Source organism: Pseudomonas sp. GD03842, from assembly GCF_029841165.1.
In the GTDB taxonomy this organism is placed as follows: Bacteria; Pseudomonadota; Gammaproteobacteria; order Pseudomonadales; family Pseudomonadaceae; genus Aquipseudomonas.
This window is the reverse complement of the sequence record NZ_JAOCEA010000018.1, coordinates 1-25,177: the sequence shown is the minus strand read 5'-3', so window position 1 is coordinate 25,177 and position 25,177 is coordinate 1. Positions and strand designations below refer to the sequence as shown.

Below are 25,177 nucleotides of genomic sequence, written 5' to 3'. Positions count from 1 at the left end.
TCAGTTGCGGAACGGGAACTTGAAAGCACGCAGCAGTGCGCGACCTTCGTCGTCCGAACGAGCAGTGGTGGTCAGGGTAATATCCAGACCGCGCAGGGCATCGATCTTGTCGTAATCGATTTCCGGGAAGATGATCTGCTCTTTCACGCCCATGCTGTAGTTGCCACGACCATCGAAGGACTTGGCATTCAGGCCGCGGAAGTCGCGAACCCGAGGCAGGGAGATCGACAGCAGACGGTCCAGGAACTCGTACATACGGTCGCGGCGCAGGGTCACTTTGACACCGATCGGCCAACCTTCGCGGACTTTGAAGCCTGCGATGGATTTGCGAGCGTGAGTCACAACGACTTTCTGGCCGGTGATCTTTTCAAGGTCAGCAACTGCGTGCTCGATGACTTTTTTGTCGCCGATCGCTTCGCCCAGACCCATGTTCAGGGTGATCTTGGTAATGCGTGGAACTTCCATCACGTTCGACAGCTTAAGTTCGTCCTTAAGCTTCGGTGCGATTTCCTTCCAGTAAAGCTCTTTCAGTCGTGCCATGGTCTTCTACCTAGCAGTGTTCAAGCATCAACCGCTTTTTGGGTCGACTTGAAGACACGAATTTTTTTGCCGTCTTCAACTTTGAAACCAACACGGTCAGCCTTGTTGGTTGCGCTGTTGAAAATGGCGACGTTGGAAGCGTGCAGTGGCGCTTCTTTCTCGACGATACCGCCCTGTACGCCCGACATCGGGTTAGGCTTGGTATGACGCTTCACCAGGTTGATCCCACCAACGACCAGACGGTCGTCAGCGAGAACCTTGAGCACCTTACCGCGCTTACCTTTGTCTTTGCCGGCGATCACGATGATCTCGTCGTCACGACGAATCTTTTGCATGTCGGATCTCCTTACAGCACTTCTGGGGCGAGCGAGACGATCTTCATGAACTTCTCAGAACGAAGTTCACGGGTCACTGGCCCAAAGATACGGGTGCCGATCGGCTCTTGCTTGTTGTTCAACAGAACAGCAGCGTTGCCGTCAAAGCGGATGATGGAGCCGTCTGCACGACGAACACCGTGGCGAGTGCGGACTACAACAGCAGTCATCACCTGGCCTTTTTTCACCTTACCGCGCGGAATCGCTTCCTTGACGGTCACTTTGATGATGTCACCGATACCAGCGTAACGACGATGAGAGCCACCAAGCACCTTGATGCACATAACGCGGCGAGCGCCGCTGTTATCGGCCACATCGAGCATGGATTGAGTCTGAATCATATAATTTCTCCGACCCCTAGCCCTTAGACTTCCACAGCGCGTTCGATAACATCAACCAGCGCCCAAGACTTGGTCTTGGCCATCGGACGAGTTTCACGAATAGTGACCTTGTCGCCGATGTGGCACTGATTGGTTTCGTCGTGCGCGTGCAGCTTAGTCGAACGCTTAACGTATTTACCGTAGATAGGGTGCTTGACGCGACGCTCGATCAATACGGTGATGGTCTTGTCCATCTTGTCGCTGACAACACGGCCAGTCAGCGTACGGACGGTTTTTTCGGCTTCAGCCATGATTACTTACCTGCCTGCTGGTTGAGCACAGTCTTCACGCGAGCGATGTCACGCTTAACTTGCGAGAGCAGGTGAGACTGCCCCAACTGGCCAGTTGCCTTCTGCATACGCAGATTGAACTGGTCGCGCAGCAAGCCGAGCAGTTGCTCGTTCAGTTGCTGTGCTGATTTTTCACGAAGTTCATTCGCTTTCATCACATCACCGTCCGCTTAACAAAGGAGGTGGCGAGCGGCAGCTTTGCAGCAGCCAGGGCGAAAGCCTCGCGCGCCAACTCTTCGGAAACACCCTCGATCTCGTACAGGACTTTGCCTGGTTGGATCTGGGCAACCCAGTATTCCACGTTACCCTTACCTTTACCCATCCGAACCTCGAGAGGCTTTTTGGAAATCGGCTTGTCCGGGAATACACGGATCCAGATCTTGCCGCCACGTTTTACGTGACGGGTCAGAGCACGACGCGCTGACTCGATCTGACGAGCGGTGAGACGACCACGAGCAACAGACTTCAGCGCGAACTCGCCGAAGCTGACTTTGCTACCGCGCAATGCCAAGCCACGGTTGTGGCCAGTCATCTGCTTGCGGAACTTCGTACGCTTTGGTTGCAACATTTGGCGTACCCCTTACTTGGCAGCTTTTTTACGAGGCGCTGGTGCTTGAGGCTTCAGCTCTTCTTGGCGACCACCAATTACTTCGCCTTTGAAGATCCAAACCTTGACACCGATCACACCGTATGTGGTGTGCGCTTCGTAGGTGGCATAGTCGATATCGGCACGCAGGGTGTGCAGTGGCACACGACCTTCGCGATACCATTCAGTCCGTGCGATTTCAGCACCGCCGAGACGACCGCTCACTTGGATTTTGATGCCTTTGGCACCAATGCGCATGGCGTTCTGTACGGCGCGCTTCATGGCGCGACGGAACATCACACGACGCTCCAGCTGCTGAGCTACGCTCTGAGCAACCAGCATACCGTCAAGCTCCGGCTTGCGGATCTCTTCGATATTGATGTGCACAGGCACACCCATTTGCTTGGTCAGGTCCTGACGCAGTTTCTCAACATCTTCACCCTTCTTCCCGATAACGATACCTGGACGAGCGGTGTGGATGGTGATGCGTGCAGTTTGAGCCGGACGATGAATATCGATACGGCTAACGGACGCGCTTTTTAATTTGTCTTGGAGATACTCACGCACATTCAGATCTGCGAGCAAATAGTCCGCATAAGTCCGACCGTCTGCGTACCAGACGGAGGTGTGCTCCTTGACGATTCCCAGGCGAATGCCAATGGGATGTACTTTCTGACCCATCTCTTCGACTCCGTTACTTGTCAGCAACCTTGACAGTGATATGGCAAGACCGCTTGACGATGCGATCAGCACGGCCTTTGGCACGTGGCATGATGCGCTTCAGCGAACGCCCTTCGTTGACGAAAACAGTAGAGACTTTCAGGTCATCTACGTCTGCGCCTTCGTTGTGCTCGGCGTTGGCTACGGCCGACTCCAGCACTTTTTTCATGATCTCGGCGGCTTTCTTACTGCTGAAAGCCAGCAGGTTGAGCGCTTCGCCCACCTTCTTCCCGCGGATCTGGTCGGCGACCAAGCGGGCTTTCTGGGCGGAGATTCGAGCGCCCGACAACTTAGCGGCTACTTCCATTTCCTTACCCCTTAACGCTTGGCTTTCTTGTCAGCCACGTGCCCACGATAAGTGCGGGTACCGGCGAACTCGCCCAGTTTGTGGCCGACCATGTCTTCGTTCACGAGAACGGGAACATGCTGACGACCGTTATGCACAGCAATGGTCAGACCGACCATTTGTGGCAGGATCATCGAACGGCGCGACCAGGTCTTAACTGGTTTGCGATCGTTCTTTTCCGCCGCCACTTCGATCTTCTTCAGTAGGTGAAGATCAATAAAAGGACCTTTTTTCAGAGAACGTGGCACTGTCGTATCCCTCTATTTACTTGCGACGACGGACGATCATTTTGTCGGTACGCTTATTACCACGGGTCTTCGCGCCCTTAGTCGGGAAGCCCCACGGCGATACCGGATGACGACCACCAGAGGTACGACCTTCACCACCACCGTGTGGGTGATCAACCGGGTTCATGGCAACACCACGAACGGTTGGGCGAACGCCACGCCAGCGCTTGGCACCAGCTTTACCCAGCGAGCGCAGACTGTGCTCGGAGTTCGAAACCTCACCCAGAGTTGCGCGGCACTCTGCCAGAACTTTACGCATCTCACCCGAACGAAGGCGCAAGGTAACGTAGACACCCTCACGAGCGACCAACTGAGCCGAGGCACCAGCCGAACGTGCGATCTGGGCACCCTTACCTGGCTTAAGCTCGATGCCGTGAACGGTGCTACCAACTGGAATGTTGCGCAGTTGCAGCGAGTTACCCGGCTTGATTGGAGCCAGCGCACCAGAGATCAACTGATCGCCCGCGCTCACACCTTTCGGCGCAATGATGTAACGGCGCTCGCCGTCGACATACAGCAACAGTGCGATGTGAGCGGTACGGTTTGGATCGTATTCGATACGCTCGACGGTAGCAGCGATGCCATCTTTGTCGTTGCGACGGAAATCAACCAAACGGTAATGCTGCTTATGACCACCACCAACGTGACGTGTAGTGATGCGGCCATTGTTGTTACGACCACCAGACTTCGATTTTTTCTCGAGCAGCGGTGCGTGAGGAGCGCCTTTGTGCAGCTCCTGGTTGACCACCTTGACCACGAAACGGCGGCCTGCGGAGGTCGGTTTGCATTTAACGATTGCCATGATGCACCCCTTCCTTACTCAGCACTGCTGCTGAAATCGAGATCTTGGCCTGGCTGAAGGGAGATAACTGCCTTCTTCCAGTCATTACGCTTGCCCAGACCGCGAGCAGTGCGCTTGGATTTACCCAGAACGTTCAGGGTAGTCACGCGCTCAACTTTCACGCTGAACAGGCTTTCGACGGCCTTCTTGATTTCCAGCTTGGTCGCATCGGTTGCAACCTTGAAAACGAACTGACCTTTTTTGTCTGCCAGAACCGTAGCCTTCTCGGAAACGTGCGGGCCAAGCAGAACTTTAAATACGCGTTCCTGGTTCATCCCAGCAGCTCCTCGAATTTCTTCACGGCCGACACAGTGATCAACACTTTGTCGTATGCGATCAGACTGACCGGATCGGAACCCTGCACGTCACGAACATCGACGTGTGGCAGGTTACGAGCAGCCAGGTACAGGTTCTGGTCAACAGCGTCCGACACGATCAAAACGTCGGTCAGGCTCATGTTGTTCAGTTTGCCCAGCAGATCTTTGGTTTTCGGAGTTTCAACAGCAAAGTCCTGAACCACGACCAGACGGTCGGTGCGAACGAGCTCGGCGAGGATGGAGCGCAACGCTGCGCGATACATCTTCTTGTTGAGCTTCTGCGAGTGGTCCTGAGGACGCGCTGCGAAAGTGGTGCCGCCGCCGCGCCAGATTGGGCTACGGATAGTACCGGCACGAGCACGACCAGTACCCTTCTGACGCCATGGGCGCTTACCGCCGCCTGCCACGTCGGAACGGGTCTTCTGCTGCTTGGTGCCTTGACGGCCGCCAGCCATGTAGGCCACGACTGCTTGGTGAACCAGCGTCTCGTTGAATTCGCCGCCGAAAGTCAGTTCGGAAACTTCGATCGCTTGAGCGCCATTTACGTTTAATTGCATGTCAGCTTCCCCTTAACCGCGAGCCTTGGCTGCTGGACGTACAACCACGTTGCCGCCAGTAGCGCCAGGAACAGCGCCCTTGACCAACAACAGATTGCGTTCAGCGTCCACGCGCACTACTTCCAAGGACTGCACGGTCACGCGCTCAGCGCCCATATGACCGGACATTTTCTTGCCCTTGAATACACGACCAGGAGTCTGGCACTGGCCGATAGAGCCTGGGACGCGGTGGGAAACGGAGTTACCGTGGGTATTATCTTGACCGCGGAAATTCCAACGCTTGATGGTACCGGCGAAGCCTTTACCTTTCGACTGACCGGTAACGTCTACCAGTTGGCCAGCAGCGAAGATTTCTGCATTGATCAGATCACCAGCCTTGTACTCGCCTTCTTCAAGACGGAATTCCAGCACGGTGCGACCAGCGGCAACGTTCGCCTTGGCGAAGTGACCTGCCTGAGCAGCGGTTACGCGCGAAGCACGACGCTCACCGACAGTGACTTGCACCGCACGATAGCCATCGCTTTCTTCGGTTTTGAACTGGGTGACGCGATTCGGCTCGATCTCGATGACCGTGACCGGAATGGAGACACCTTCTTCGGTGAAAATACGGGTCATGCCCGCTTTTCGACCGACTACACCAATAGTCATGTTATAAACCTCATGAGTGTACGGGGCTTTCACCCGCTATGGCCGCCCATTTCAGAGCGTTACACGACCAAGACCCGAGTCTTAGCCGAGGCTGATCTGCACTTCCACACCTGCCGCAAGATCAAGCTTCATAAGCGCATCAACGGTTTTATCCGTCGGCTGGACGATGTCCAGTACACGCTTGTGAGTACGGATCTCGTACTGGTCGCGCGCGTCTTTGTTGACGTGCGGAGAAACCAGAACAGTGAACCGCTCTTTACGAGTAGGCAGTGGAATAGGACCACGCACTTGAGCACCAGTACGTTTCGCGGTTTCCACGATTTCCTGGGTGGATTGGTCGATCAGGCGATGGTCAAAAGCCTTCAACCTGATACGGATTTGCTGATTTTGCATTGGATTTCAGACTCCAGGCTACTTCCCACCGAGCGCAATACGCCCGTTAAAAGGAGGCGCAATTCTATAGACGGGTCAACAGGGTGTCAACCCAATAAAAAAGCCCCCGCTAGGCGGGGGCTTTTTCAATCTACCGAGGATTACTCGATGATTTTGGCTACGACGCCAGCGCCGACGGTACGACCGCCTTCACGGATAGCGAAACGCAGGCCGTCTTCCATTGCGATGGTCTTGATCAGAGTGACTTCCATCTGGATGTTGTCACCTGGCATTACCATTTCAACGCCTTCTGGCAGTTCGCAGGAACCAGTCACGTCAGTAGTACGGAAGTAGAACTGTGGACGGTAGCCTTTGAAGAAAGGAGTGTGGCGACCGCCTTCTTCTTTCGACAGAACGTAAACTTCTGCGGTGAACTTGGTGTGCGGCTTAACAGACCCTGGCTTGGCCAGAACCTGACCACGCTCAACGTCATCACGCTTGGTGCCACGCAGCAGAACGCCGCAGTTCTCACCGGCACGGCCTTCGTCCAGCAGTTTGCGGAACATTTCAACGCCGGTGCAGGTAGTTTTGGTGGTTGGACGCAGGCCAACGATCTCAACTTCTTCTTGGATGCGAACGATGCCACGCTCAACACGGCCAGTCACAACAGTACCGCGACCCGAGATCGAGAATACGTCTTCGATTGGCATCAGGAACGGCTTGTCGATAGCGCGCTCCGGCTCTGGAATGTAGCTGTCCAGAGTTTCAACCAGCTTCTTGACAGCGCTGGTACCCATTTCGTTGTCGTCTTGACCGTTCAGGGCCATCAGAGCCGAACCAATGATGATCGGTGTGTCATCACCTGGGAAGTCGTAGGTGCTCAGCAGGTCGCGAACTTCCATCTCAACCAGTTCCAGCAGCTCAGCATCATCCACCATGTCAGCCTTGTTCAGGAAGACAACGATGTATGGAACGCCAACCTGGCGGGACAGCAGGATGTGCTCACGAGTCTGAGGCATCGGACCATCGGCAGCCGAGCAAACCAGGATCGCGCCGTCCATCTGGGCAGCACCAGTGATCATGTTTTTGACGTAGTCGGCGTGACCTGGGCAGTCAACGTGCGCGTAGTGACGTACAGACGAGTCATACTCAACGTGCGCAGTGTTGATGGTGATACCACGAGCCTTTTCTTCTGGCGCGCTGTCGATTTTGTCGAAGTCGACTTTGGCCGAACCGAAAACTTCGGAGCAAACGCGAGTCAGAGCAGCGGTCAGAGTGGTTTTACCGTGGTCAACGTGACCGATGGTGCCAACGTTGACGTGCGGTTTGTTACGTTCAAATTTTTCTTTAGCCACGACAGTGAACTCCTAGCCTAAAGGGGCTGAATCAGCCTTGTTTTTTAACGAGAGCTTCGACGATATTCGACGGAGCTTCGGAGTATTTGGAGAATTCCATAGAGTAGCTCGCGCGACCCTGAGACATGGAACGAACGTCGGTTGCATAACCAAACATCTCGCCCAACGGAACCTCAGCACGAATGACCTTGCCGGAAACCGTATCCTCCATACCCTGGATCAGACCACGACGACGGTTCAGGTCACCCATCACGTCACCCATGTAGTCCTCAGGTGTTACAACTTCTACCTTCATGATCGGCTCAAGCACCACACCGCCGCCTTTGGAGGCCAGTTGCTTGGTCGCCATGGAGGCAGCCACCTTGAACGCCATCTCGTTGGAGTCGACGTCGTGGTAAGAACCGTCAAAGACGGTTGCTTTCAGACCGATGAGCGGATAGCCAGCAACAACGCCGTTCTTCATCTGCTCTTCGATACCTTTCTGGATAGCTGGGATGTATTCCTTCGGAACCACACCACCCACTACTTCGTTCACGAACTGCAGACCTTCCTGACCTTCGTCAGCAGGTGCAAAACGGATCCAGCAATGGCCGAACTGGCCACGACCGCCGGACTGACGAACGAACTTGCCTTCGATTTCGCAGTTCTTGGTGATCTTCTCACGATAAGAAACTTGCGGTTTACCGATGTTGGCTTCGACGTTGAACTCACGACGCATCCGGTCAACCAGGATGTCCAGGTGCAATTCGCCCATGCCAGAGATGATCGTTTGACCAGTCTCTTCATCGGTCTTGACGCGGAAAGACGGGTCTTCTTGAGCCAGCTTGCTCAGAGCGATACCCATTTTTTCCTGGTCATCTTTGGTTTTCGGCTCAACAGCAACCGAAATCACCGGCTCAGGGAAGTCCATACGCTCAAGGATAATCGGCTTATCCAGTGCGCACAGAGTTTCACCAGTGGTCACATCTTTCATGCCGATCAGGGCGGCGATGTCACCTGCCAGTACTTCCTTGATTTCTTCGCGGCTGTTGGCATGCATCTGAACCATACGGCCCACACGCTCTTTCTTGCCTTTAACCGAGTTCAGAACCGAGTCACCAGAGTTCAGCGCGCCCGAATAGACGCGAACAAAGGTAATCGAGCCCACGAACGGGTCGGTCGCAATCTTGAATGCCAGCGCAGAGAACGGCTCGTTGTCGTCAGCGTGACGCTCGTCGTGACGAACAGCCGGGTCATCTTTGTCCAGCTCCTTGTCATCAGGGTTGATACCCTTGATGGCAGGAATCTCGACTGGCGCAGGCAGGAAGTCGATAACGGCATCGAGAACCAAGGGAACCCCTTTGTTCTTGAACGACGAACCGCAGACAGCCAGAACGATTTCGCCGGCAATAGTACGCTGACGCAGTGCAGCCTTGATCTCTTCGATCGACAGCTCTTCACCTTCCAAGTACTTGTTCATCAGCTCTTCGTTGGCTTCAGCCGCAGCTTCAACCATATTGCTGCGCCATTCCTCAGCCAGCTCCTGCATATCAGCAGGGATGGCTTCGCGGCGTGGCTCCATGCCTTTGTCGGCATCGTTCCAGTACACGGCTTCCATGGTCATCAGGTCGATCTGGCCCTGGAAGTTATCTTCCGAACCGATTGCCAGCTGAATTGGAACCGGTGTATGGCCCAAGCGCTTTTTGATCTGATCAACGACGCGCAGGAAGTTCGCACCAGCACGGTCCATCTTGTTGACGTAAACAAGACGAGGTACACCGTATTTGTTGGCTTGACGCCATACGGTTTCCGACTGAGGCTCAACGCCCGAAGTACCGCAGAACACAACGACAGCGCCGTCGAGTACGCGCAGCGAACGCTCTACTTCAATGGTGAAGTCAACGTGGCCGGGGGTATCGATGATGTTGAAGCGATACTTGTCTTTGTGCTGCTTGACAGAGCCCTGCCAGAAAGCAGTGGTCGCAGCAGAAGTGATGGTAATACCACGCTCCTGCTCCTGAACCATCCAGTCCATGGTCGCGGCGCCATCATGCACCTCGCCCATTTTGTGGTTTACGCCGGTGTAAAAAAGGACGCGCTCGGTGGTGGTGGTTTTACCAGCATCCACGTGAGCAACGATACCGATGTTACGGTAGCGGTTAATCGGAGTAGTACGAGCCATAAAGCCCTCGCAAATTGAGTGACGCTGAAATTAGAAGCGGTAGTGCGAGAAAGCCTTGTTGGCCTCAGCCATACGGTGCACGTCTTCACGCTTCTTGACTGCAGCACCTTTACCTTCGGCGGCGTCCAGCAGTTCGCCAGCCAAGCGCAGAGCCATGGACTTCTCACCGCGCTTGCGCGCGAAGTCTACCAACCAACGCATTGCCAGAGCATTACGACGGGAAGGACGTACTTCAACCGGAACCTGGTAAGTAGCACCACCAACGCGGCGCGACTTCACTTCGACCAGCGGAGCGATGGCGTCGAGTGCTTTTTCGAAGAGTTCCAGGGGGTCAGTACCCGCTTTGCGCGCTTTTACGGTATCCAGAGCACCGTAAACGATACGCTCGGCAACGGCCTTCTTGCCGCTCTCCATTACGTGGTTCATGAACTTGGCAAGAATCTGGGATCCGTACTTCGGATCGTCAAGAATCTCACGCTTTGCTGCTACGCGACGTCTTGGCATGATAAGCCCTCAAACGGTCTTCAGGTTCGTCCGGGACAGCGCATGCCTTATGCAATGCCCGACCTTACTCTTATCGACTCAATAAATTTAAAAAACGATTGCAAAAACGACCGAATTACTTCGGACGCTTGGTACCGTACTTGGAACGACCCTGGTTCCGGCCTTTAACGCCCGATGTATCCAGAGAACCGCGAACGGTGTGGTAACGAACACCTGGCAAGTCCTTTACACGGCCGCCGCGAATCAGGACGACGCTGTGCTCTTGCAGGTTGTGGCCTTCACCACCGATGTACGAGGAAACCTCGAAACCGTTGGTCAGACGCACGCGGCACACTTTACGCAGTGCCGAGTTAGGTTTTTTCGGCGTGGTGGTGTACACACGGGTGCACACGCCACGACGTTGCGGGCAGTTCTGCAGCGCAGGAACGTCGGATTTCTCGACGATACGCTTGCGCGGCTGACGTACCAGCTGGTTGATAGTTGCCATCTACTAGCTCCACTGTTGTCTTGCGACGCTATTGTCTTGCAAGAAAAGCAAAATGGCAGGACGAAGTCCCGCCAGATTTTGGGGTACAAGAGTCTAAAGAGGATCCTGCCCCCAGTCAAGGCAGCGCCCCAACCTCCCTATCCTCTTGAATACCAGGTGAACTGGTCTCCAAGCGGATAATGGTTGAGGCACTACGCTCAATTGCTGCTTGAATTCAGCGCCTCAGTCAGCGCTGCTTCCACTTCACTCGCGCTAACGCGCAGTGGTTTCTCAGCATCACGGCGACGCTTACGCTCGCTGTGATAGGCCAACCCGGTACCCGCAGGAATCAGACGACCTACGACCACGTTCTCTTTCAATCCACGCAGGTAGTCGCGCTTGCCAGTTACCGCCGCTTCGGTCAGAACGCGAGTGGTTTCCTGGAAAGAAGCCGCCGAGATGAACGATTCGGTCGACAGCGAAGCCTTGGTGATACCGAGCAGTACACGAGTGAACTTCGCAACGAACTTCTCTTCCTGTACGAGGCGCTCGTTCTCTACCAGAACATGCGTCAGCTCCATCTGGTCACCCTTGATGAAGCTCGAGTCGCCCGACTCACTGATCTCGACCTTGCGCAGCATCTGACGAAGAATCGTCTCGATGTGCTTATCGTTGATTTTTACGCCCTGCAGACGGTAAACGTCCTGAATCTCATTGACGATGTACTTCGCCAGCGCGCTGACACCCAGCAGACGCAGGATGTCATGCGGATCGCTAGGACCGTCCGAAATAACCTCACCGCGGTTGACCTGCTCGCCTTCGAACACGTTCAGATGACGCCACTTTGGAATCAGCTCTTCGTACGGATCGCTGCCGTCGTTCGGCGTGATGACCAAGCGACGCTTGCCCTTGGTTTCTTTACCGAATGCGATCGTACCGCTGACCTCAGCAAGGATCGACGCCTCTTTCGGACGACGAGCTTCGAACAAGTCAGCAACGCGCGGCAGACCACCGGTGATGTCACGGGTTTTCGACGTTTCTTGCGGAATACGGGCCAGAACATCACCCACACCCACTTGCGCGCCGTCCGCGATACCAACCAAGGCGTTCGCTGGCAGGAAGTATTGAGCCGGTACATCAGTACCAGGCAGCAACAGATCCTTCCCGTCCGCACCCACCATCTTCACCGCTGGGCGAATGTCTTTGCCCGCTGCCGGACGATCTTTAGGGTCAAGTACCTCAATGTTGGTCAGACCGGTCAGTTCGTCAGTTTGACGCTTGATCGTAATACCTTCTTCCATGCCGACATAGGTCACAGTACCTTTCAGCTCGGTCACGATCGGGTGAGTATGCGGGTCCCACTTGGCCACAATGGCACCAGCGTCAACCTTGTCGCCTTCCTTCACCGAAATGACCGCACCATACGGCAACTTGTAGCGCTCACGCTCACGACCAAACTCGTCAGCGATCGCCAACTCACCGGAACGAGAGACAGCGACGAGGTTACCGTCAGCACGCTCGACGTGTTTCAGGTTGTGCAAGCGCACCACACCGCCGTTCTTGACCTGAACGCTGTCCGCTGCGGAAGTACGGCTGGCCGCACCACCGATGTGGAACGTACGCATGGTCAGCTGTGTACCCGGCTCGCCGATCGATTGGGCCGCGATGACACCGACGGCTTCACCAATGTTGACTTGGTGACCGCGGGCCAGGTCGCGACCGTAGCACTTGGCGCAGATACCGTAGCGGGTTTCACAACTGATCGGCGAACGCACCACAACTTCGTCGATACTGTTGAGCTCGATAAACTCGACCCACTTCTCGTCGACCAGTGTACCGGCAGGAACGATAACGTCCTCGGTACCCGGCTTGAACACGTCACGCGCAATCACACGACCCAGCACACGCTCACCCAGTGGCTCTACAACGTCGCCACCTTCAATGTGCGGCGTCATCAGCAGGCCTTGCTCGGTTCCGCAGTCGACCTCGGTCACGACCAAGTCTTGCGCCACGTCTACCAGACGACGAGTCAGGTAACCGGAGTTCGCAGTTTTCAACGCGGTGTCCGCAAGACCTTTACGCGCACCGTGGGTCGAGATGAAGTACTGGAGTACGCTCAAACCTTCGCGGAAGTTCGCCGTAATCGGGGTCTCGATGATCGAACCGTCCGGCTTGGCCATCAGGCCACGCATACCAGCCAACTGACGAATCTGTGCCGCAGAACCACGCGCACCGGAGTCGGCCATCATGTACATCGAGTTGAACGATTCCTGATCCACGGTCTCACCGTGACGGTCAACGACCTTCTCTTTCGAGAGGTTGGCCATCATTGCCTTGGATACTTCGTCGTTCGCCTTGGACCAGAGGTCGATGACCTTGTTGTACTTCTCGCCCTGAGTGACCAGGCCGGAGGCATACTGGCTCTCGATCTCTTTAACTTCTTCGGTTGCAGTGTCGATGATGCGAGCTTTTTCATCGGGGATAACGAAGTCGTTAACGCCAATGGAGACACCCGAAATCGTCGAGTACGCGAAGCCGGTGTACATCAACTGGTCAGCGAAGATTACAGTCTCCTTCAGACCAACCACGCGATAGCACTGGTTGATCAGCTTGGAGATCGCCTTCTTCTTCATCGGCTGGTTGACCACGTCATACGACAGCCCTGGCGGTACTACCTGGAACAGCAGCGCACGGCCAACGGTAGTGTCGACGATGCGGGTGTTCTTGACGCTGCCGCCGTCACGGTCGTTCACGGTTTCGTGAATACGAACCTTGATTTTCGCGTGCAGAGCCGCTTCACCGGCCCGGAAGACCCGATCGACTTCTTGCAGATCCGCAAATACACGGCCCTCGCCCTTGGCGTTGATCGCTTCACGGGTCATGTAGTACAGGCCCAGTACAACGTCCTGCGATGGAACGATGATCGGCTCGCCGTTCGCTGGAGACAGAATGTTGTTGGTCGACATCATCAACGCACGCGCCTCGAGCTGGGCTTCCAGCGTCAGCGGTACGTGAACAGCCATCTGGTCACCGTCGAAGTCGGCGTTGTATGCCGCACATACCAACGGGTGCAGTTGGATTGCCTTACCTTCGATCAGAACCGGCTCAAACGCCTGAATACCCAGACGGTGAAGGGTCGGAGCACGGTTGAGCAGCACGGGGTGTTCGCGAATCACTTCAGCGAGAACGTCCCAGACCTCTGGCAACTCGCGCTCGACCATCTTCTTGGCAGCCTTGATGGTGGTCGCCAGACCACGCATTTCCAGCTTTCCGAAGATGAACGGCTTGAACAGCTCAAGCGCCATTTTCTTCGGCAGACCACACTGGTGCAGACGCAGGGTCGGACCGACGGTAATTACCGAACGGCCCGAGTAGTCAACACGCTTACCGAGCAAGTTCTGACGGAAACGACCTTGTTTACCCTTGATCATGTCAGCCAAGGATTTCAAAGGACGCTTGTTGGAACCGGTGATGGCGCGACCGCGACGACCGTTATCGAGCAGCGCATCCACAGCTTCCTGCAACATGCGTTTCTCGTTGCGCACGATGATGTCCGGAGCGGACAGATCCAGCAGGCGCTTCAAACGGTTGTTACGGTTGATCACGCGACGATACAGATCGTTGAGATCAGAAGTCGCGAAGCGACCGCCATCCAGCGGGACCAGTGGACGCAGATCTGGCGGCAGAACCGGCAGAACGGTCAACACCATCCACTCAGGCAGGTTGCCGGAGCCCTGGAAGGCTTCCATCAATTTCAGACGCTTGGACAGCTTCTTGATCTTGGTTTCAGAGTTGGTTTGCGGAATTTCTTCACGCAGGCGGCCAATCTCGTGCTCCAGATCGATAGCGTGCAGCAGCTCACGGACAGCTTCAGCCCCCATGCGGGCGTCGAAGTCGTCACCAAACTCTTCGAGAGCTTCGAAGTACTGCTCGTCGTTCAACAGCTGACCTTTTTCAAGGGTCGTCATGCCTGGATCGATAACGACGTAGCTCTCGAAGTAGAGAACGCGTTCGATATCACGCAGGGTCATGTCCATCAGCAAGCCGATACGGGACGGCAGGGACTTCAGGAACCAAATGTGCGCCACTGGCGAAGCCAATTCGATGTGAGCCATACGCTCGCGACGGACTTTAGCCAGTGCAACTTCAACGCCGCACTTCTCACAGATGACACCGCGATGCTTCAAGCGCTTGTACTTGCCGCACAGGCACTCGTAATCTTTGACGGGGCCGAAAATCTTGGCGCAGAACAGGCCGTCACGCTCAGGTTTGAACGTACGGTAGTTGATGGTTTCCGGCTTTTTAACTTCACCGAACGACCACGAACGGATCATCTCAGGCGAGGCCAATCCAATACGGATGGCGTCGAACTCTTCGACTTGACCCTGGTTTTTCAGCAAATTCAGTAGGTCTTTCAAGGCCTTTCCTCCTGGCGGAGCAGAGAGTGGTCATTCCGACCCACTCTCGATCGCGTCACGTGTTATTCGGTTTCCAGATCGATATCGATACCGAGCGAACGGATTTCTTTGATCAACACGTTGAAGGACTCGGGCATGCCCGGCTCCATACGGTGATCGCCGTCCACGATGTTTTTGTACATCTTGGTACGACCGTTCACATCGTCCGACTTCACTGTGAGCATTTCTTGCAGGGTGTAAGCAGCGCCGTAGGCTTCCAGCGCCCAGACCTCCATTTCCCCGAAACGCTGACCACCGAACTGCGCCTTACCGCCCAGCGGCTGCTGGGTGACCAGGCTGTAAGAACCAGTGGAACGCGCGTGCATCTTGTCGTCCACCAAGTGGTTCAGCTTCAGCATGTACATATAGCCGACGGTGACCGGACGCTCGAACTTGTTGCCGGTGCGGCCGTCGAACAACTGCATCTGGCCGCTGTCTGGCATGTCCGCCAAGCGCAACATCGCCTTGATCTCGCGCTCTTTCGCACCGTCGAAAACTGGTGTCGCCATCGGCACACCACCACGCAAGTTCTTCGCCAGATCCAAGATCTCTTGATCAGAAAGGTCATCCAGATTCTCTTGGCGACCACCGATCTCGTTGTAGATCTCGCTCAGGAACTTGCGCAACTCAACGACCTTGCGCTGCTCTTCCAGCATGCGGTTGATCTTCTCGCCCAATCCTTTGGCCGCGAGGCCAAGGTGAGTTTCGAGAATCTGACCGACGTTCATACGCGAAGGTACACCCAACGGGTTGAGTACGATATCCACAGGCGTGCCGTTGGCGTCATGCGGCATGTCTTCAACTGGCATGATCACGGAAACCACACCCTTGTTACCGTGGCGTCCAGCCATTTTGTCGCCCGGCTGGATGCGACGACGAATGGCCAGATAAACCTTGACGATTTTCAGGACGCCTGGCGCCAGATCATCACCTTGCTGCAGCTTGCGCTTCTTGTCTTCGAACTTGTCGTCCAACAGACGGCGACGATCAACGATGTAGGCCTGAGCCTTCTCAAGTTGTTCGTTCAGTGCGTCTTCGACCATGCGTAGTTTGAACCACTGACCGTGTTCGAGGCTGTCCAAGAGCTCGCTGGTAATCTCCTGGCCTTTTTTCAGGCCAGCACCACCCTCAACCACTTGACCAACCAACGCGCTGCGCAGACGTTCGAAGGTCGCGCCCTCGACGATACGGAACTCTTCGTTCAGATCCTTGCGAATCTCATCCAGTTGGCTCTTCTCGATCGACAGCGCACGCGAGTCACGCTCCACACCATCACGGGTGAAAACCTGAACGTCAATCACAGTACCTTTGGTACCGGTCGGCACACGCAGGGAAGTGTCTTTAACGTCGCTTGCCTTCTCACCAAAGATTGCGCGAAGCAACTTTTCTTCAGGCGTCAGCTGAGTCTCACCTTTCGGAGTGACCTTACCGACCAGAATGTCACCTGGACCGACTTCGGCGCCCACATAGACGATGCCAGCTTCGTCCAGCTTGTTAAGTGCAGCCTCACCGACGTTCGGGATGTCAGCAGTGATCTCTTCCGGGCCAAGCTTGGTGTCACGCGCCACACAGGTCAGTTCCTGAATGTGGATCGTGGTGAAACGATCTTCCTGAACAACGCGCTCAGACAGGCAGATGGAGTCTTCGAAGTTGAAGCCGTTCCACGCCATGAACGCGATGCGCATGTTCTGACCCAGTGCCAGTTCACCCATGTCGGTGGACGGGCCGTCGGCCATGATGTCGCTACGCTGCACGCGATCACCCTTGCTCACCAGCGGACGCTGATTGATACAGGTGTTCTGGTTAGAGCGGGTGTATTTGGTCAAGTTGTAGATGTCTACACCGGCTTCACCTGGTTCGACTTCGTCATCTGCAACACGAACGACGATACGGCTGGCATCGACTGAGTCGATCACACCGCCGCGGCGTGCCACGACGCAAACGCCGGAGTCGCGGGCAACGTTACGCTCCATCCCGGTACCCACGAGCGGCTTGTCGGCGCGCAGAGTCGGAACAGCTTGACGCTGCATGTTCGAACCCATCAATGCGCGGTTGGCGTCGTCGTGCTCGAGGAACGGGATCAGCGACGCGGCAACCGAAACGACCTGCTTCGGCGAGACGTCCATCAACGTGACGTCTTCCGGCGCCTTGACGGTGAATTCGTTCAGGTGACGTACGGCAACCAATTCATCGATCAATTGACCTTTGTCGTTCATTGCTGCCGAAGCCTGCGCGATCACATGGTCGGCTTCTTCAATAGCTGACAGGAACACGATCTCGTCGGTGACCAAACCTTCCTTGACCACTCGGTACGGGCTTTCCAGGAAGCCGTACTGGTTAGTCCGTGCATAGGCAGCCAACGAGTTGATCAGGCCGATGTTCGGGCCTTCCGGTGTTTCGATCGGGCATACGCGACCGTAATGCGTCGGGTGCACGTCACGAACTTCGAAGCCTGCGCGCTCGCGGGTCAGACCACCCGGGCCGAGAGCGGAGACACGACGCTTGTGCGTAATCTCCGACAGCGGGTTGTTCTGGTCCATGAACTGCGACAGTTGGCTGGAGCCGAAGAATTCCTTGACGGCAGCAGCAACTGGCTTGGCGTTGATCAGATCCTGAGGCATCAGGCCTTCACTCTCAGCCATCGACAGGCGCTCTTTGACCGCACGCTCAACGCGAACCAGACCCACGCGGAACTGGTTTTCGGCCATCTCGCCTACGCAACGAACACGACGGTTACCCAAGTGGTCGATATCGTCGACGATGCCTTTACCGTTACGGATATCGACCAAGGTCTTGAGAACCTCAACGATATCTTCTTTGCACAGTACGCCCGAACCTTCGATCTCGGTACGACCGATACGACGGTTGAACTTCATGCGCCCTACAGCCGACAGGTCGTAACGTTCTGGGCTGAAGAACAGATTGTTGAACAGGGTTTCGGCAGCATCCTTGGTCGGAGGCTCGCCTGGACGCATCATCCGATAGATTTCGACCAGCGCTTCCAACTGGTTGCCGGTCGAATCGATTTTCAGCGTGTCGGAGATGAACGGACCGCAGTCGATATCGTTGGTGTACAACGTCTCGATACGGACAACCTGGGCTTTGGCAATTTTGGCCAAAAGCTCGGTGTTCAGTTCAGTATTGCACTCGGCAATGATCTCACCAGTGGCCGGATGTACGATTGCCTTGGCAGTCGTACGGCCAAGCACGTAATCCAGTGGAACGTCGAGCGCTTTGATGCCCGCTTTTTCCAACTGGTTGATGTGGCGCGCAGTGATACGGCGACCTTGTTCGACGATGACCTTGCCCTTGTCGTCCTGGATATCCAGTACGGCAACCTCACCACGCAGTCGCTGCGGTACCAACTCCAGGCTGAGGGTCTCTCCCTGAACATGGAAAACGTTGGTGGTGTAGAACGCATCGAGCACTTCTTCAGTGGTGTAGCCCAGCGCACGCAGCAGAACGGACGCCGGCAGCTTGCGACGACGGTCGATACGGACGAATACACAGTCCTTTGGATCGAACTCGAAGTCCAACCAGGAGCCACGGTAAGGAATCACGCGAGCGGAGTACAGCAACTTTCCGGAGCTGTGCGTCTTGCCGCGGTCGTGGTCAAAAAACACGCCCGGGGAACGGTGCAACTGGGAAACGATAACGCGCTCGGTACCGTTGATAACGAAGGTACCGTTTTCAGTCATCAAGGGAATTTCACCCATGTAGACTTCTTGCTCTTTGATGTCCTTGATCGCTTTGTTCGACGACTCTTTGTCGAAAATGATCAAGCGGACTTTTACTCGCAAAGGTACGGCGTATGTCACGCCGCGCAACACGCACTCCTTGACATCAAAAGCCGGTTCGCCCAGACGATAACCGACGTACTCCAAAGCGGCGTTGCCGGAGTAGCTGATGATCGGGAAAACGGATTTGAAGGCCGCATGCAGGCCCACGTCGCGGAACTGATCTTTAGTCGCTCCCGCTTGCAAGAATTCACGATACGAATCCAGCTGGATGGCCAGGAGGTAAGGCACATCCATGACGTCCGGCAACTTGCTAAAGTCCTTGCGGATACGTTTTTTCTCAGTATATGAGTAAGCCATCAGCGTTCCCCAGCTTGGTCACCTGCTTGTTTGGCCTCCCCCGGCGGGAGCGACCAGAAAATCTTGCAAACCCCATGGTTTGCGCCACCTCTCTCGGTGGGTGAAGCGCGCTACGGCGTCGACCTGATCGACTGCCAATAACGGAAAAAGGCCGGTGGCAAAAGCCACCAGCCATCAGCCTTTCGCTCAACGCTTGGGCTGGAGATGCAAGGTCGAAATTACTTGATTTCGACTTTAGCGCCAGCTTCTTCCAGCTTCTTCTTAGCGTCTTCAGCAGCTTCTTTCGAAACGCCTTCAGCGATAACCTGAGGAGCGCCGTCGACTTTCTCTTTGGCTTCTTTCAGGCCCAGACCAGTCAGCTCACGAACAGCCTTGATCACGTTGACTTTCTTCTCGCCAGCTTCGGCCAGAACAACGTTGAACTCAGTTTGCTCTTCAACCACAGCGGCGGCAGCAGCTGGACCAGCAGCAGCTACAGCAGCGGTCACGCCGAAGGTTTCTTCCATCGCTTTGATCAGCTCGACAACTTCCAGAACGGTTTTCTGGCCGATTGCTTCGATGATTTGCTCGTTAGTCAGAGACATGACTATATATCCTGTATTGGGGGTGACGGCCTACGCGACCATCAAATTAAACATATGATTTCGAAAGCGCTTGTGTCGCCTTAGGCGGCAGAAGCTTCTTTCTGGTCGCGAATAGCTGCCAGAGTACGAGCCAGCTTGCTGGTTGCGCCTTGGATCACGCTCATCAGCTTCGCAATAGCTTCGTCGCGAGTTGGCAGGGTAGCCAACACATCGATCTGATTGGCGGCAAGGAACTTGCCATCAAACGCAGCTGCCTTGATCTCGAACTTGTCCTGACCTTTCGCAAATTCCTTGAACAGACGGGCAGCAGCGCCAGGATGTTCGTTGGAGAAAGCGATCAAGGTAGGGCCGGTGAAGGCGTCGTTGAGAACACTGAATTCAGTGTCAGCAACAGCACGCTTGAGCAGAGTGTTACGCACCACACGTACGTAAACGCCAGCTTCACGAGCCTCTTTACGGAGTCCAGTCATCGCGCCTACTGTCACGCCACGGGCATCAGCCACGACAGCGGACAGAGCGACTTTGGCAGCCTCGTTGACTTCAGCGACGATGGCCTTCTTGTCTTCGAGTTTAATTGCCACGGGTTTAACTCCTGCTTGTTACCGTTTCATCTGGCCTAGGCCGGATGTCGTTTTGGTGTCTGATTCGGTAAGGAACCGGGAGCACCATCTGCGTAGGCTTGTGGTTTAAGACTTTCGCCGCCTACGGTCTTGGATAGCCCCCGCCAGGCAGGGACCCCAATCTTTTGTCGACGCAACCGTAGTCACGTCGGCTTGTCTTACGCGTTCAGCGAGCTCTGATCGATGACCAGGCCTGGGCCCATGGTGGTGCTCAGGGTAACGCGCTTGACGTAGATACCTTTCGAAGAAGCTGGCTTGATGCGCTTCAGATCAGCGATCAGAGCTTCGACGTTCTCGCGCAGCTTGTCAGCCTCAAAGCCAACTTTGCCAACGGAGGTGTGGATAATGCCGTTTTTGTCAGTGCGGTAACGAACCTGACCAGCCTTTGCGTTCTTCACCGCGCCGGCAACGTCTGGCGTCACAGTCCCGACTTTCGGGTTAGGCATCAGGCCACGTGGACCCAGAACCTGACCCAGCTGACCTACAACACGCATCGCGTCCGGAGAAGCGATAACAACGTCATAGTTCAGATCGCCACCCTTCATCTCGGCAGCCAGATCGTCCATACCCACGCGATCAGCGCCCGCGGCCAAAGCGGCTTCAGCGGCTGGACCTTGGGTGAAAACAGCTACGCGAACAGTCTTACCAGTGCCATGCGGCAGCACGGTAGCGCTACGAACGACCTGGTCGGATTTACGTGGGTCAACGCCCAGATTCACAGCGACGTCGAAGGACTCGCTGAATTTTACGGTCGACAATTCAGCCAGCAGCACAGCCGCGTCGTTGAAGCTGTAAGATTTGCCCGCTTCAACTTTCGAAGCGATAGCTTTCTGGCGCTTGGTCAGCTTAGCCATTACACACCCTCCACGTTGAGGCCCATGCTACGTGCGGAACCGGCGATGGTACGCACGGCCGCATCCATGTCAGCTGCAGTCAGATCCGCTTTTTTGGTCTTGGCGATTTCTTCCAGCTGAGCACGGGTAACAGTGCCAACCTTGACGGTGTTAGGACGAGCAGAACCACTGGTCAGGCCAGCAGCTTTTTTCAGCAGGACCGACGCAGGGGTACTTTTGGTTTCAAAAGTGAAGCTACGATCGCTATAAACAGTGATGATCACTGGAGTCGGCAGGCCTGGCTCCATACCTTGGGTACGGGCGTTGAAAGCCTTACAGAATTCCATGATGTTCACGCCGTGCTGACCCAGAGCAGGACCGACGGGCGGGCTCGGGTTAGCCTGAGCGGCTTTCACTTGAAGCTTGATATAAGCGGTAATTTTCTTGGCCATGAGGCACTCCAATTACGGGTTCAAACGCCTCGAAAGGCTCCCCGGCTACTTGCGCGTTTATCCCAGTGACGACAAAACCCCACAGCCTTCGACTGTGGGGTATGGGATTCCCAGCCCAGTCAGACCTTCTCGACCTGACTGAACTCAAGCTCTACCGGAGTAGAGCGACCGAAAATAAGCACGGCAACCTGAATCCGGCTCTTTTCGTAGTTAACCTCTTCAACGGTGCCGTTAAAGTCAGCAAACGGCCCATCAGTAACTCGAACAACCTCGCCAGGCTCGAACAGAGTCTTCGGCTTCGGCTTATCGCTACCATCTGCTACACGACGCAGAATGGCTTCGGCCTCTTTATCAGTAATGGGCGCCGGCTTGTCAGCGGTACCCCCGATGAAGCCCATAACACGCGGGGTATCCTTGACCAGGTGCCAAGTACCCTCATTCATTTCCATCTGAACCAGCACATAGCCAGGGAAGAACTTACGCTCACTTTTGCGCTTTTGACCATTCCGCATCTCTACCACTTCTTCGGTAGGAACCAGAATCTCGCCAAAGCCATCTTCCATGCCTGCAAGCTTTACACGCTCAATCAAGGAGCGCATGACATGCTTCTCGTAACCCGAGTATGCATGCACGACGTACCAACGCTTAGCCACGGGACACCCTTAGCCGACAATCAGGGAAACAAGCCAGCCGAGCAGGGAATCAAGCCCCCACAACAGCAGCGCCATAACCAGAACCACAGCAACCACGATCAGGGTAGTCTGGGTGGTCTCTTGACGAGTAGGCCATACGACCTTGCGAATCTCTGCGCGAGCTTCCTTGGCCAACACGAAGAAAGCCTTGCCCTTGCCCGTCTGCAGCGCCACGTAAGCCGCTACGGCGGCAATGACAAGCAGGGCAAGCACGCGATACAGGATTGGCTGCGCCGAGTAGTATTGATTTCCGACAACGCCCACTACGACCAGAAGCACTACAACAAGCCACTTCACAAAATCTAAACGGGAGTCTGGGGCTTCAGCCTTTGGATTCATCTACTAAAATCCTGTGAAAAGAAAGCCAGATACGTGATGCGAATCTGGCAGGTCAGGAGGGAATCGAACCCCCAACCTACGGTTTTGGAGACCGTCGCTCTGCCAATTGAGCTACTGACCTAAAAGCTACATCAGGCCGACCATTATGCGGACCCGACAGGAAGATTTCAACAGCCTTTTAACCAAGCTCCAAAGCTTGATCAAACGCCGCAAGGAATCGCCTTGACCAGACCCGAAGCCAAAATCCGGACCAATCACGACACCTAAAACAAAGGCAGATACTTGCATATCTGCCTTAGTCATGGAGCTCTTGAGCGGATTTGAACCGCTGACCTCACCCTTACCAAGGGTGTGCTCTACCAACTGAGCTACAAGAGCGAAACACTTTGCACAACCAGAAAACTTGGAGCGGGTAGCGGGAATCGAACCCGCATCATCAGCTTGGAAGGCTGAGGTTCTACCACTAAACTATACCCGCAGAGCTTGCTGCTTACGCTCAAAATTATGGTGGAGGGGGAAGGATTCGAACCTTCGAAGTCGTAGACGTCAGATTTACAGTCTGATCCCTTTGGCCGCTCGGGAACCCCTCCTAAGCGAGGCGACATATTAACCTATGACGCCCTTCTGTCAACCTTTTTCTCAATAAAATCTTGAGGTTACGAAAGTTAACGCTTGCTTTGCCCGTGCCGGGCGTTGCCTTGCACTGCGAAGCGGGCGCCATTCTATGCAAACTACTCAGCAGTTGCAATGCTTTGGCATGACATAATTTTACTTTTTATCTGAGGGAAGTCCTGGCGCAGTCTCGATACAACCGCATCATCCACAAGGCGTCGACTTTCGGGCGCAATTTTGACCCAGTAGGATGCAGTCGATGCTTCATCTGCATGATCTAACGCTTGAGCCTGGATATCCAAACTGACTAGGCGCTGCTCGATCATTTGTGCCACTGCCCTCGAAATATCACCACCCAAATAAATACACTGCGACCCTGCCTCTGCTGATTCGTTGACTGACGAGGCATCAGCGCCCTCGCTCAGCAGTCGGATGTTTTGCCGCGCCCCCTTGAAGAGCGAAAGCGACGCAACCTCTTTGGGCCTCAACGGAGCCTCTTGCTGGTGCCATACGTAATAAAAGACATTGAGCATCAACAACAGCAAGAACACCCACCGCATAGCAACCTCATGACATCCGTTTAGTTGCGCAATCTTAGACTCAGCTCACCGCCGCTGAACGTTCGAACCTCGCCCTCAACCTCCAGACGGAGTGCACCCACCGCATCTACCCCTACTACCATCCCATCCACCGCGGTCGATCCAGCCAGGAGCGTGACCGGGCAGCCCTGCCAAAGATGATGACGCTCCCATTCGTCTTTGAAGGCCGCAAACCCCGACCTGCCGTGGACCTCGAGGTATGGATTCAACACAGAGCTCAGTCGACTGGAGACCTCGTTCCGATCTATATCAATCCCCGTTTCAAGCCTCATAGATGTCCAGGCCTGGTCAACTTCTTGGGCAGTGCGCATGTTCACATTGATGCCTATACCAATGACGACATGGCACACATCGGCGGGATCGCCAGTCAATTCTAACAAGATACCCGCGAGCTTCTTACCGCCTGCGAGTATGTCGTTAGGCCACTTAAGCCCTGCGCGCTCGACGCCCATCTCGCGCAATGTATTAACGACCGCAAGCCCAACCAGCAGACTGAGCCCTTCCAGCTGACGCATGCCACCGTCGATCCGCAGGGCGAGGCTGTAATAGAGATTCTCTGCGTAAGGACTGATCCACTTGCGGCCGCGCCGCCCTCTACCAGCCGTTTGCTGCTCCGATAATACAAGCGCAGGCAGCGGCGCACCTGCGGCTACCAGACGCATGGCTTCGGCATTCGTTGAATCGATGACATCATGCACGTGTACGGTCCAACCCCATCCTCTGTGGGCTGCACTCAACCGCTGGAGATCCAATACGTGCAGAGGACTGGCGAGGCGATAACCTCGGCCCCGCACCTTATGAATCTCAAGACCCGTTTCGTCTTGCAATTGTTGCAGCCTCTTCCAGACAGCACTGCGACTGACACCCAAGGTTCGTCCCAGATCTTCGCCTGAATGAAACTCTCCATCACTCAGAAGCCTTAACAACCGTTGCATCAGCGAACCGCCCTTAAATGAGGGACGCATCATAGCCATGGCGTGTGCTATTGCAAAGCATTGACCTGGGAGGGACGGGAAAGGAGATAGACGCTGGTGGACAACGGACAGCTTCACACCACCGGGCGAACAACGAGTATCCATCAGACCGCACAGCCACCAAGTGACGCGTTTTTCAGATCCGAAAAAGACAAAACCCCGTCTGCTTTCGCA

General features: G+C 55.2%; 28 protein-coding genes and 4 tRNA genes. All 32 read right to left on the bottom strand.

Going from position 1 to position 25,177, the window contains the following annotated elements:
• Window positions 1-540 carry a 50S ribosomal protein L5 gene (gene rplE, locus N5D61_RS22175; protein WP_108240404.1) on the bottom strand — a complete coding sequence of 180 codons (540 nt, stop codon included), beginning with the start codon at window positions 538-540 and terminating at the stop codon, window positions 1-3.
• Between the two features lie 20 nt (window positions 541-560).
• Window positions 561-875: a 50S ribosomal protein L24 gene (gene rplX, locus N5D61_RS22170; RefSeq protein ID WP_108240405.1), complete on the bottom strand. Its 315-nt coding sequence runs from the start codon at window positions 873-875 to the stop codon at window positions 561-563.
• Window positions 876-886: 11 nt separating this feature from the next.
• Complete coding sequence (rplN, locus tag N5D61_RS22165; protein WP_003243907.1) at window positions 887-1,255, bottom strand: 50S ribosomal protein L14; 369 nt, start codon at window positions 1,253-1,255, stop codon at window positions 887-889.
• A 23-nt stretch (window positions 1,256-1,278) separates the two neighbouring features.
• Window positions 1,279-1,545, bottom strand: coding sequence for a 30S ribosomal protein S17 (gene rpsQ, locus N5D61_RS22160; RefSeq protein ID WP_108240406.1), 267 nt, complete (start codon window positions 1,543-1,545; stop codon window positions 1,279-1,281).
• 2 nt (window positions 1,546-1,547) lie between these two features.
• The gene (gene rpmC, locus N5D61_RS22155; RefSeq protein WP_002555481.1) at window positions 1,548-1,739 is read right to left on the bottom strand and encodes a 50S ribosomal protein L29; all 192 of its coding nucleotides are present in this window, start codon (window positions 1,737-1,739) and stop codon (window positions 1,548-1,550) included.
• Window positions 1,739-2,152 (bottom strand): 50S ribosomal protein L16, encoded by a 414-nt coding sequence (rplP, locus tag N5D61_RS22150; RefSeq protein WP_003228729.1) that lies wholly within the window; start codon window positions 2,150-2,152, stop codon window positions 1,739-1,741. Before rplP ends, rpmC begins: the two co-directional genes overlap by 1 nt.
• Before the next feature lie 12 nt (window positions 2,153-2,164).
• Window positions 2,165-2,851: a 30S ribosomal protein S3 gene (gene rpsC / locus N5D61_RS22145; RefSeq protein ID WP_007924192.1), complete on the bottom strand. Its 687-nt coding sequence runs from the start codon at window positions 2,849-2,851 to the stop codon at window positions 2,165-2,167.
• 13 nt (window positions 2,852-2,864) lie between these two features.
• Window positions 2,865-3,197 carry a 50S ribosomal protein L22 gene (gene rplV, locus N5D61_RS22140; protein ID WP_003103908.1) on the bottom strand — a complete coding sequence of 111 codons (333 nt, stop codon included), beginning with the start codon at window positions 3,195-3,197 and terminating at the stop codon, window positions 2,865-2,867.
• A gap of 11 nt (window positions 3,198-3,208) precedes the next feature.
• Entirely contained in the window at window positions 3,209-3,484 is a 276-nt protein-coding gene (gene rpsS, locus N5D61_RS22135; protein ID WP_002555486.1) for a 30S ribosomal protein S19, read from the bottom strand.
• A gap of 16 nt (window positions 3,485-3,500) precedes the next feature.
• The gene (rplB, locus tag N5D61_RS22130; RefSeq protein WP_108240407.1) at window positions 3,501-4,325 is read right to left on the bottom strand and encodes a 50S ribosomal protein L2; all 825 of its coding nucleotides are present in this window, start codon (window positions 4,323-4,325) and stop codon (window positions 3,501-3,503) included.
• A 14-nt stretch (window positions 4,326-4,339) separates the two neighbouring features.
• The gene (gene rplW, locus N5D61_RS22125) at window positions 4,340-4,639 is read right to left on the bottom strand and encodes a 50S ribosomal protein L23 (RefSeq protein WP_002555488.1); all 300 of its coding nucleotides are present in this window, start codon (window positions 4,637-4,639) and stop codon (window positions 4,340-4,342) included.
• Window positions 4,636-5,238: a 50S ribosomal protein L4 gene (rplD, locus tag N5D61_RS22120; RefSeq protein ID WP_108240408.1), complete on the bottom strand. Its 603-nt coding sequence runs from the start codon at window positions 5,236-5,238 to the stop codon at window positions 4,636-4,638. Before rplD ends, rplW begins: the two co-directional genes overlap by 4 nt.
• Before the next feature lie 12 nt (window positions 5,239-5,250).
• Window positions 5,251-5,886 (bottom strand): 50S ribosomal protein L3, encoded by a 636-nt coding sequence (rplC, locus tag N5D61_RS22115; RefSeq protein WP_108240409.1) that lies wholly within the window; start codon window positions 5,884-5,886, stop codon window positions 5,251-5,253.
• Window positions 5,887-5,967: 81 nt separating this feature from the next.
• Window positions 5,968-6,279, bottom strand: coding sequence for a 30S ribosomal protein S10 (rpsJ, locus tag N5D61_RS22110; RefSeq protein ID WP_003186070.1), 312 nt, complete (start codon window positions 6,277-6,279; stop codon window positions 5,968-5,970).
• A 140-nt stretch (window positions 6,280-6,419) separates the two neighbouring features.
• Window positions 6,420-7,613, bottom strand: a complete 1,194-nt coding sequence (tuf, locus tag N5D61_RS22105; RefSeq protein WP_108240410.1) for an elongation factor Tu — start codon at window positions 7,611-7,613, stop codon at window positions 6,420-6,422.
• A gap of 31 nt (window positions 7,614-7,644) precedes the next feature.
• Window positions 7,645-9,774, bottom strand: coding sequence for an elongation factor G (gene fusA / locus N5D61_RS22100; protein ID WP_108240411.1), 2,130 nt, complete (start codon window positions 9,772-9,774; stop codon window positions 7,645-7,647).
• A 30-nt stretch (window positions 9,775-9,804) separates the two neighbouring features.
• Window positions 9,805-10,278 carry a 30S ribosomal protein S7 gene (gene rpsG / locus N5D61_RS22095; RefSeq protein WP_007970418.1) on the bottom strand — a complete coding sequence of 158 codons (474 nt, stop codon included), beginning with the start codon at window positions 10,276-10,278 and terminating at the stop codon, window positions 9,805-9,807.
• A 115-nt stretch (window positions 10,279-10,393) separates the two neighbouring features.
• Window positions 10,394-10,765, bottom strand: coding sequence for a 30S ribosomal protein S12 (gene rpsL, locus N5D61_RS22090; protein ID WP_003186084.1), 372 nt, complete (start codon window positions 10,763-10,765; stop codon window positions 10,394-10,396).
• Window positions 10,766-10,962: 197 nt separating this feature from the next.
• Window positions 10,963-15,162 (bottom strand): DNA-directed RNA polymerase subunit beta', encoded by a 4,200-nt coding sequence (gene rpoC, locus N5D61_RS22085; RefSeq protein WP_108240412.1) that lies wholly within the window; start codon window positions 15,160-15,162, stop codon window positions 10,963-10,965.
• Window positions 15,163-15,224: 62 nt separating this feature from the next.
• On the bottom strand, window positions 15,225-19,298 hold the full coding sequence (gene rpoB, locus N5D61_RS22080) for a DNA-directed RNA polymerase subunit beta (protein WP_108240413.1): 4,074 nt from the start codon (window positions 19,296-19,298) through the stop codon (window positions 15,225-15,227).
• 218 nt (window positions 19,299-19,516) lie between these two features.
• Complete coding sequence (gene rplL / locus N5D61_RS22075; RefSeq protein ID WP_108240414.1) at window positions 19,517-19,882, bottom strand: 50S ribosomal protein L7/L12; 366 nt, start codon at window positions 19,880-19,882, stop codon at window positions 19,517-19,519.
• An 80-nt stretch (window positions 19,883-19,962) separates the two neighbouring features.
• The gene (rplJ, locus tag N5D61_RS22070) at window positions 19,963-20,463 is read right to left on the bottom strand and encodes a 50S ribosomal protein L10 (protein ID WP_108240415.1); all 501 of its coding nucleotides are present in this window, start codon (window positions 20,461-20,463) and stop codon (window positions 19,963-19,965) included.
• Between the two features lie 197 nt (window positions 20,464-20,660).
• Complete coding sequence (gene rplA, locus N5D61_RS22065) at window positions 20,661-21,356, bottom strand: 50S ribosomal protein L1 (RefSeq protein ID WP_108240416.1); 696 nt, start codon at window positions 21,354-21,356, stop codon at window positions 20,661-20,663.
• A complete protein-coding gene (gene rplK / locus N5D61_RS22060; RefSeq protein WP_108240417.1) occupies window positions 21,356-21,787 on the bottom strand; it encodes a 50S ribosomal protein L11 in 432 nt (143 codons plus the stop codon). The genes rplA and rplK overlap by 1 nt, the downstream gene beginning before the upstream one ends.
• A 119-nt stretch (window positions 21,788-21,906) precedes the next feature.
• Window positions 21,907-22,440 carry a transcription termination/antitermination protein NusG gene (gene nusG, locus N5D61_RS22055; RefSeq protein ID WP_108240418.1) on the bottom strand — a complete coding sequence of 178 codons (534 nt, stop codon included), beginning with the start codon at window positions 22,438-22,440 and terminating at the stop codon, window positions 21,907-21,909.
• A 9-nt stretch (window positions 22,441-22,449) separates the two neighbouring features.
• Window positions 22,450-22,818 carry a preprotein translocase subunit SecE gene (gene secE / locus N5D61_RS22050; RefSeq protein WP_108240419.1) on the bottom strand — a complete coding sequence of 123 codons (369 nt, stop codon included), beginning with the start codon at window positions 22,816-22,818 and terminating at the stop codon, window positions 22,450-22,452.
• Between the two features lie 45 nt (window positions 22,819-22,863).
• A tRNA-Trp gene (locus tag N5D61_RS22045) sits at window positions 22,864-22,939 on the bottom strand.
• 181 nt (window positions 22,940-23,120) lie between these two features.
• A tRNA-Thr gene (locus N5D61_RS22040) sits at window positions 23,121-23,196 on the bottom strand.
• A 26-nt stretch (window positions 23,197-23,222) separates the two neighbouring features.
• Window positions 23,223-23,296: transfer RNA gene (locus tag N5D61_RS22035), tRNA-Gly, on the bottom strand.
• A 27-nt stretch (window positions 23,297-23,323) separates the two neighbouring features.
• Window positions 23,324-23,408, bottom strand: a tRNA-Tyr gene (locus N5D61_RS22030).
• Window positions 23,409-23,549: 141 nt separating this feature from the next.
• Entirely contained in the window at window positions 23,550-23,990 is a 441-nt protein-coding gene (locus tag N5D61_RS22025) for a hypothetical protein (RefSeq protein ID WP_108240420.1), read from the bottom strand.
• 20 nt (window positions 23,991-24,010) lie between these two features.
• The gene (gene birA, locus N5D61_RS22020) at window positions 24,011-24,964 is read right to left on the bottom strand and encodes a bifunctional biotin--[acetyl-CoA-carboxylase] ligase/biotin operon repressor BirA (RefSeq protein WP_108240421.1); all 954 of its coding nucleotides are present in this window, start codon (window positions 24,962-24,964) and stop codon (window positions 24,011-24,013) included.
• Window positions 24,965-25,177 lie beyond the last annotated feature (213 nt).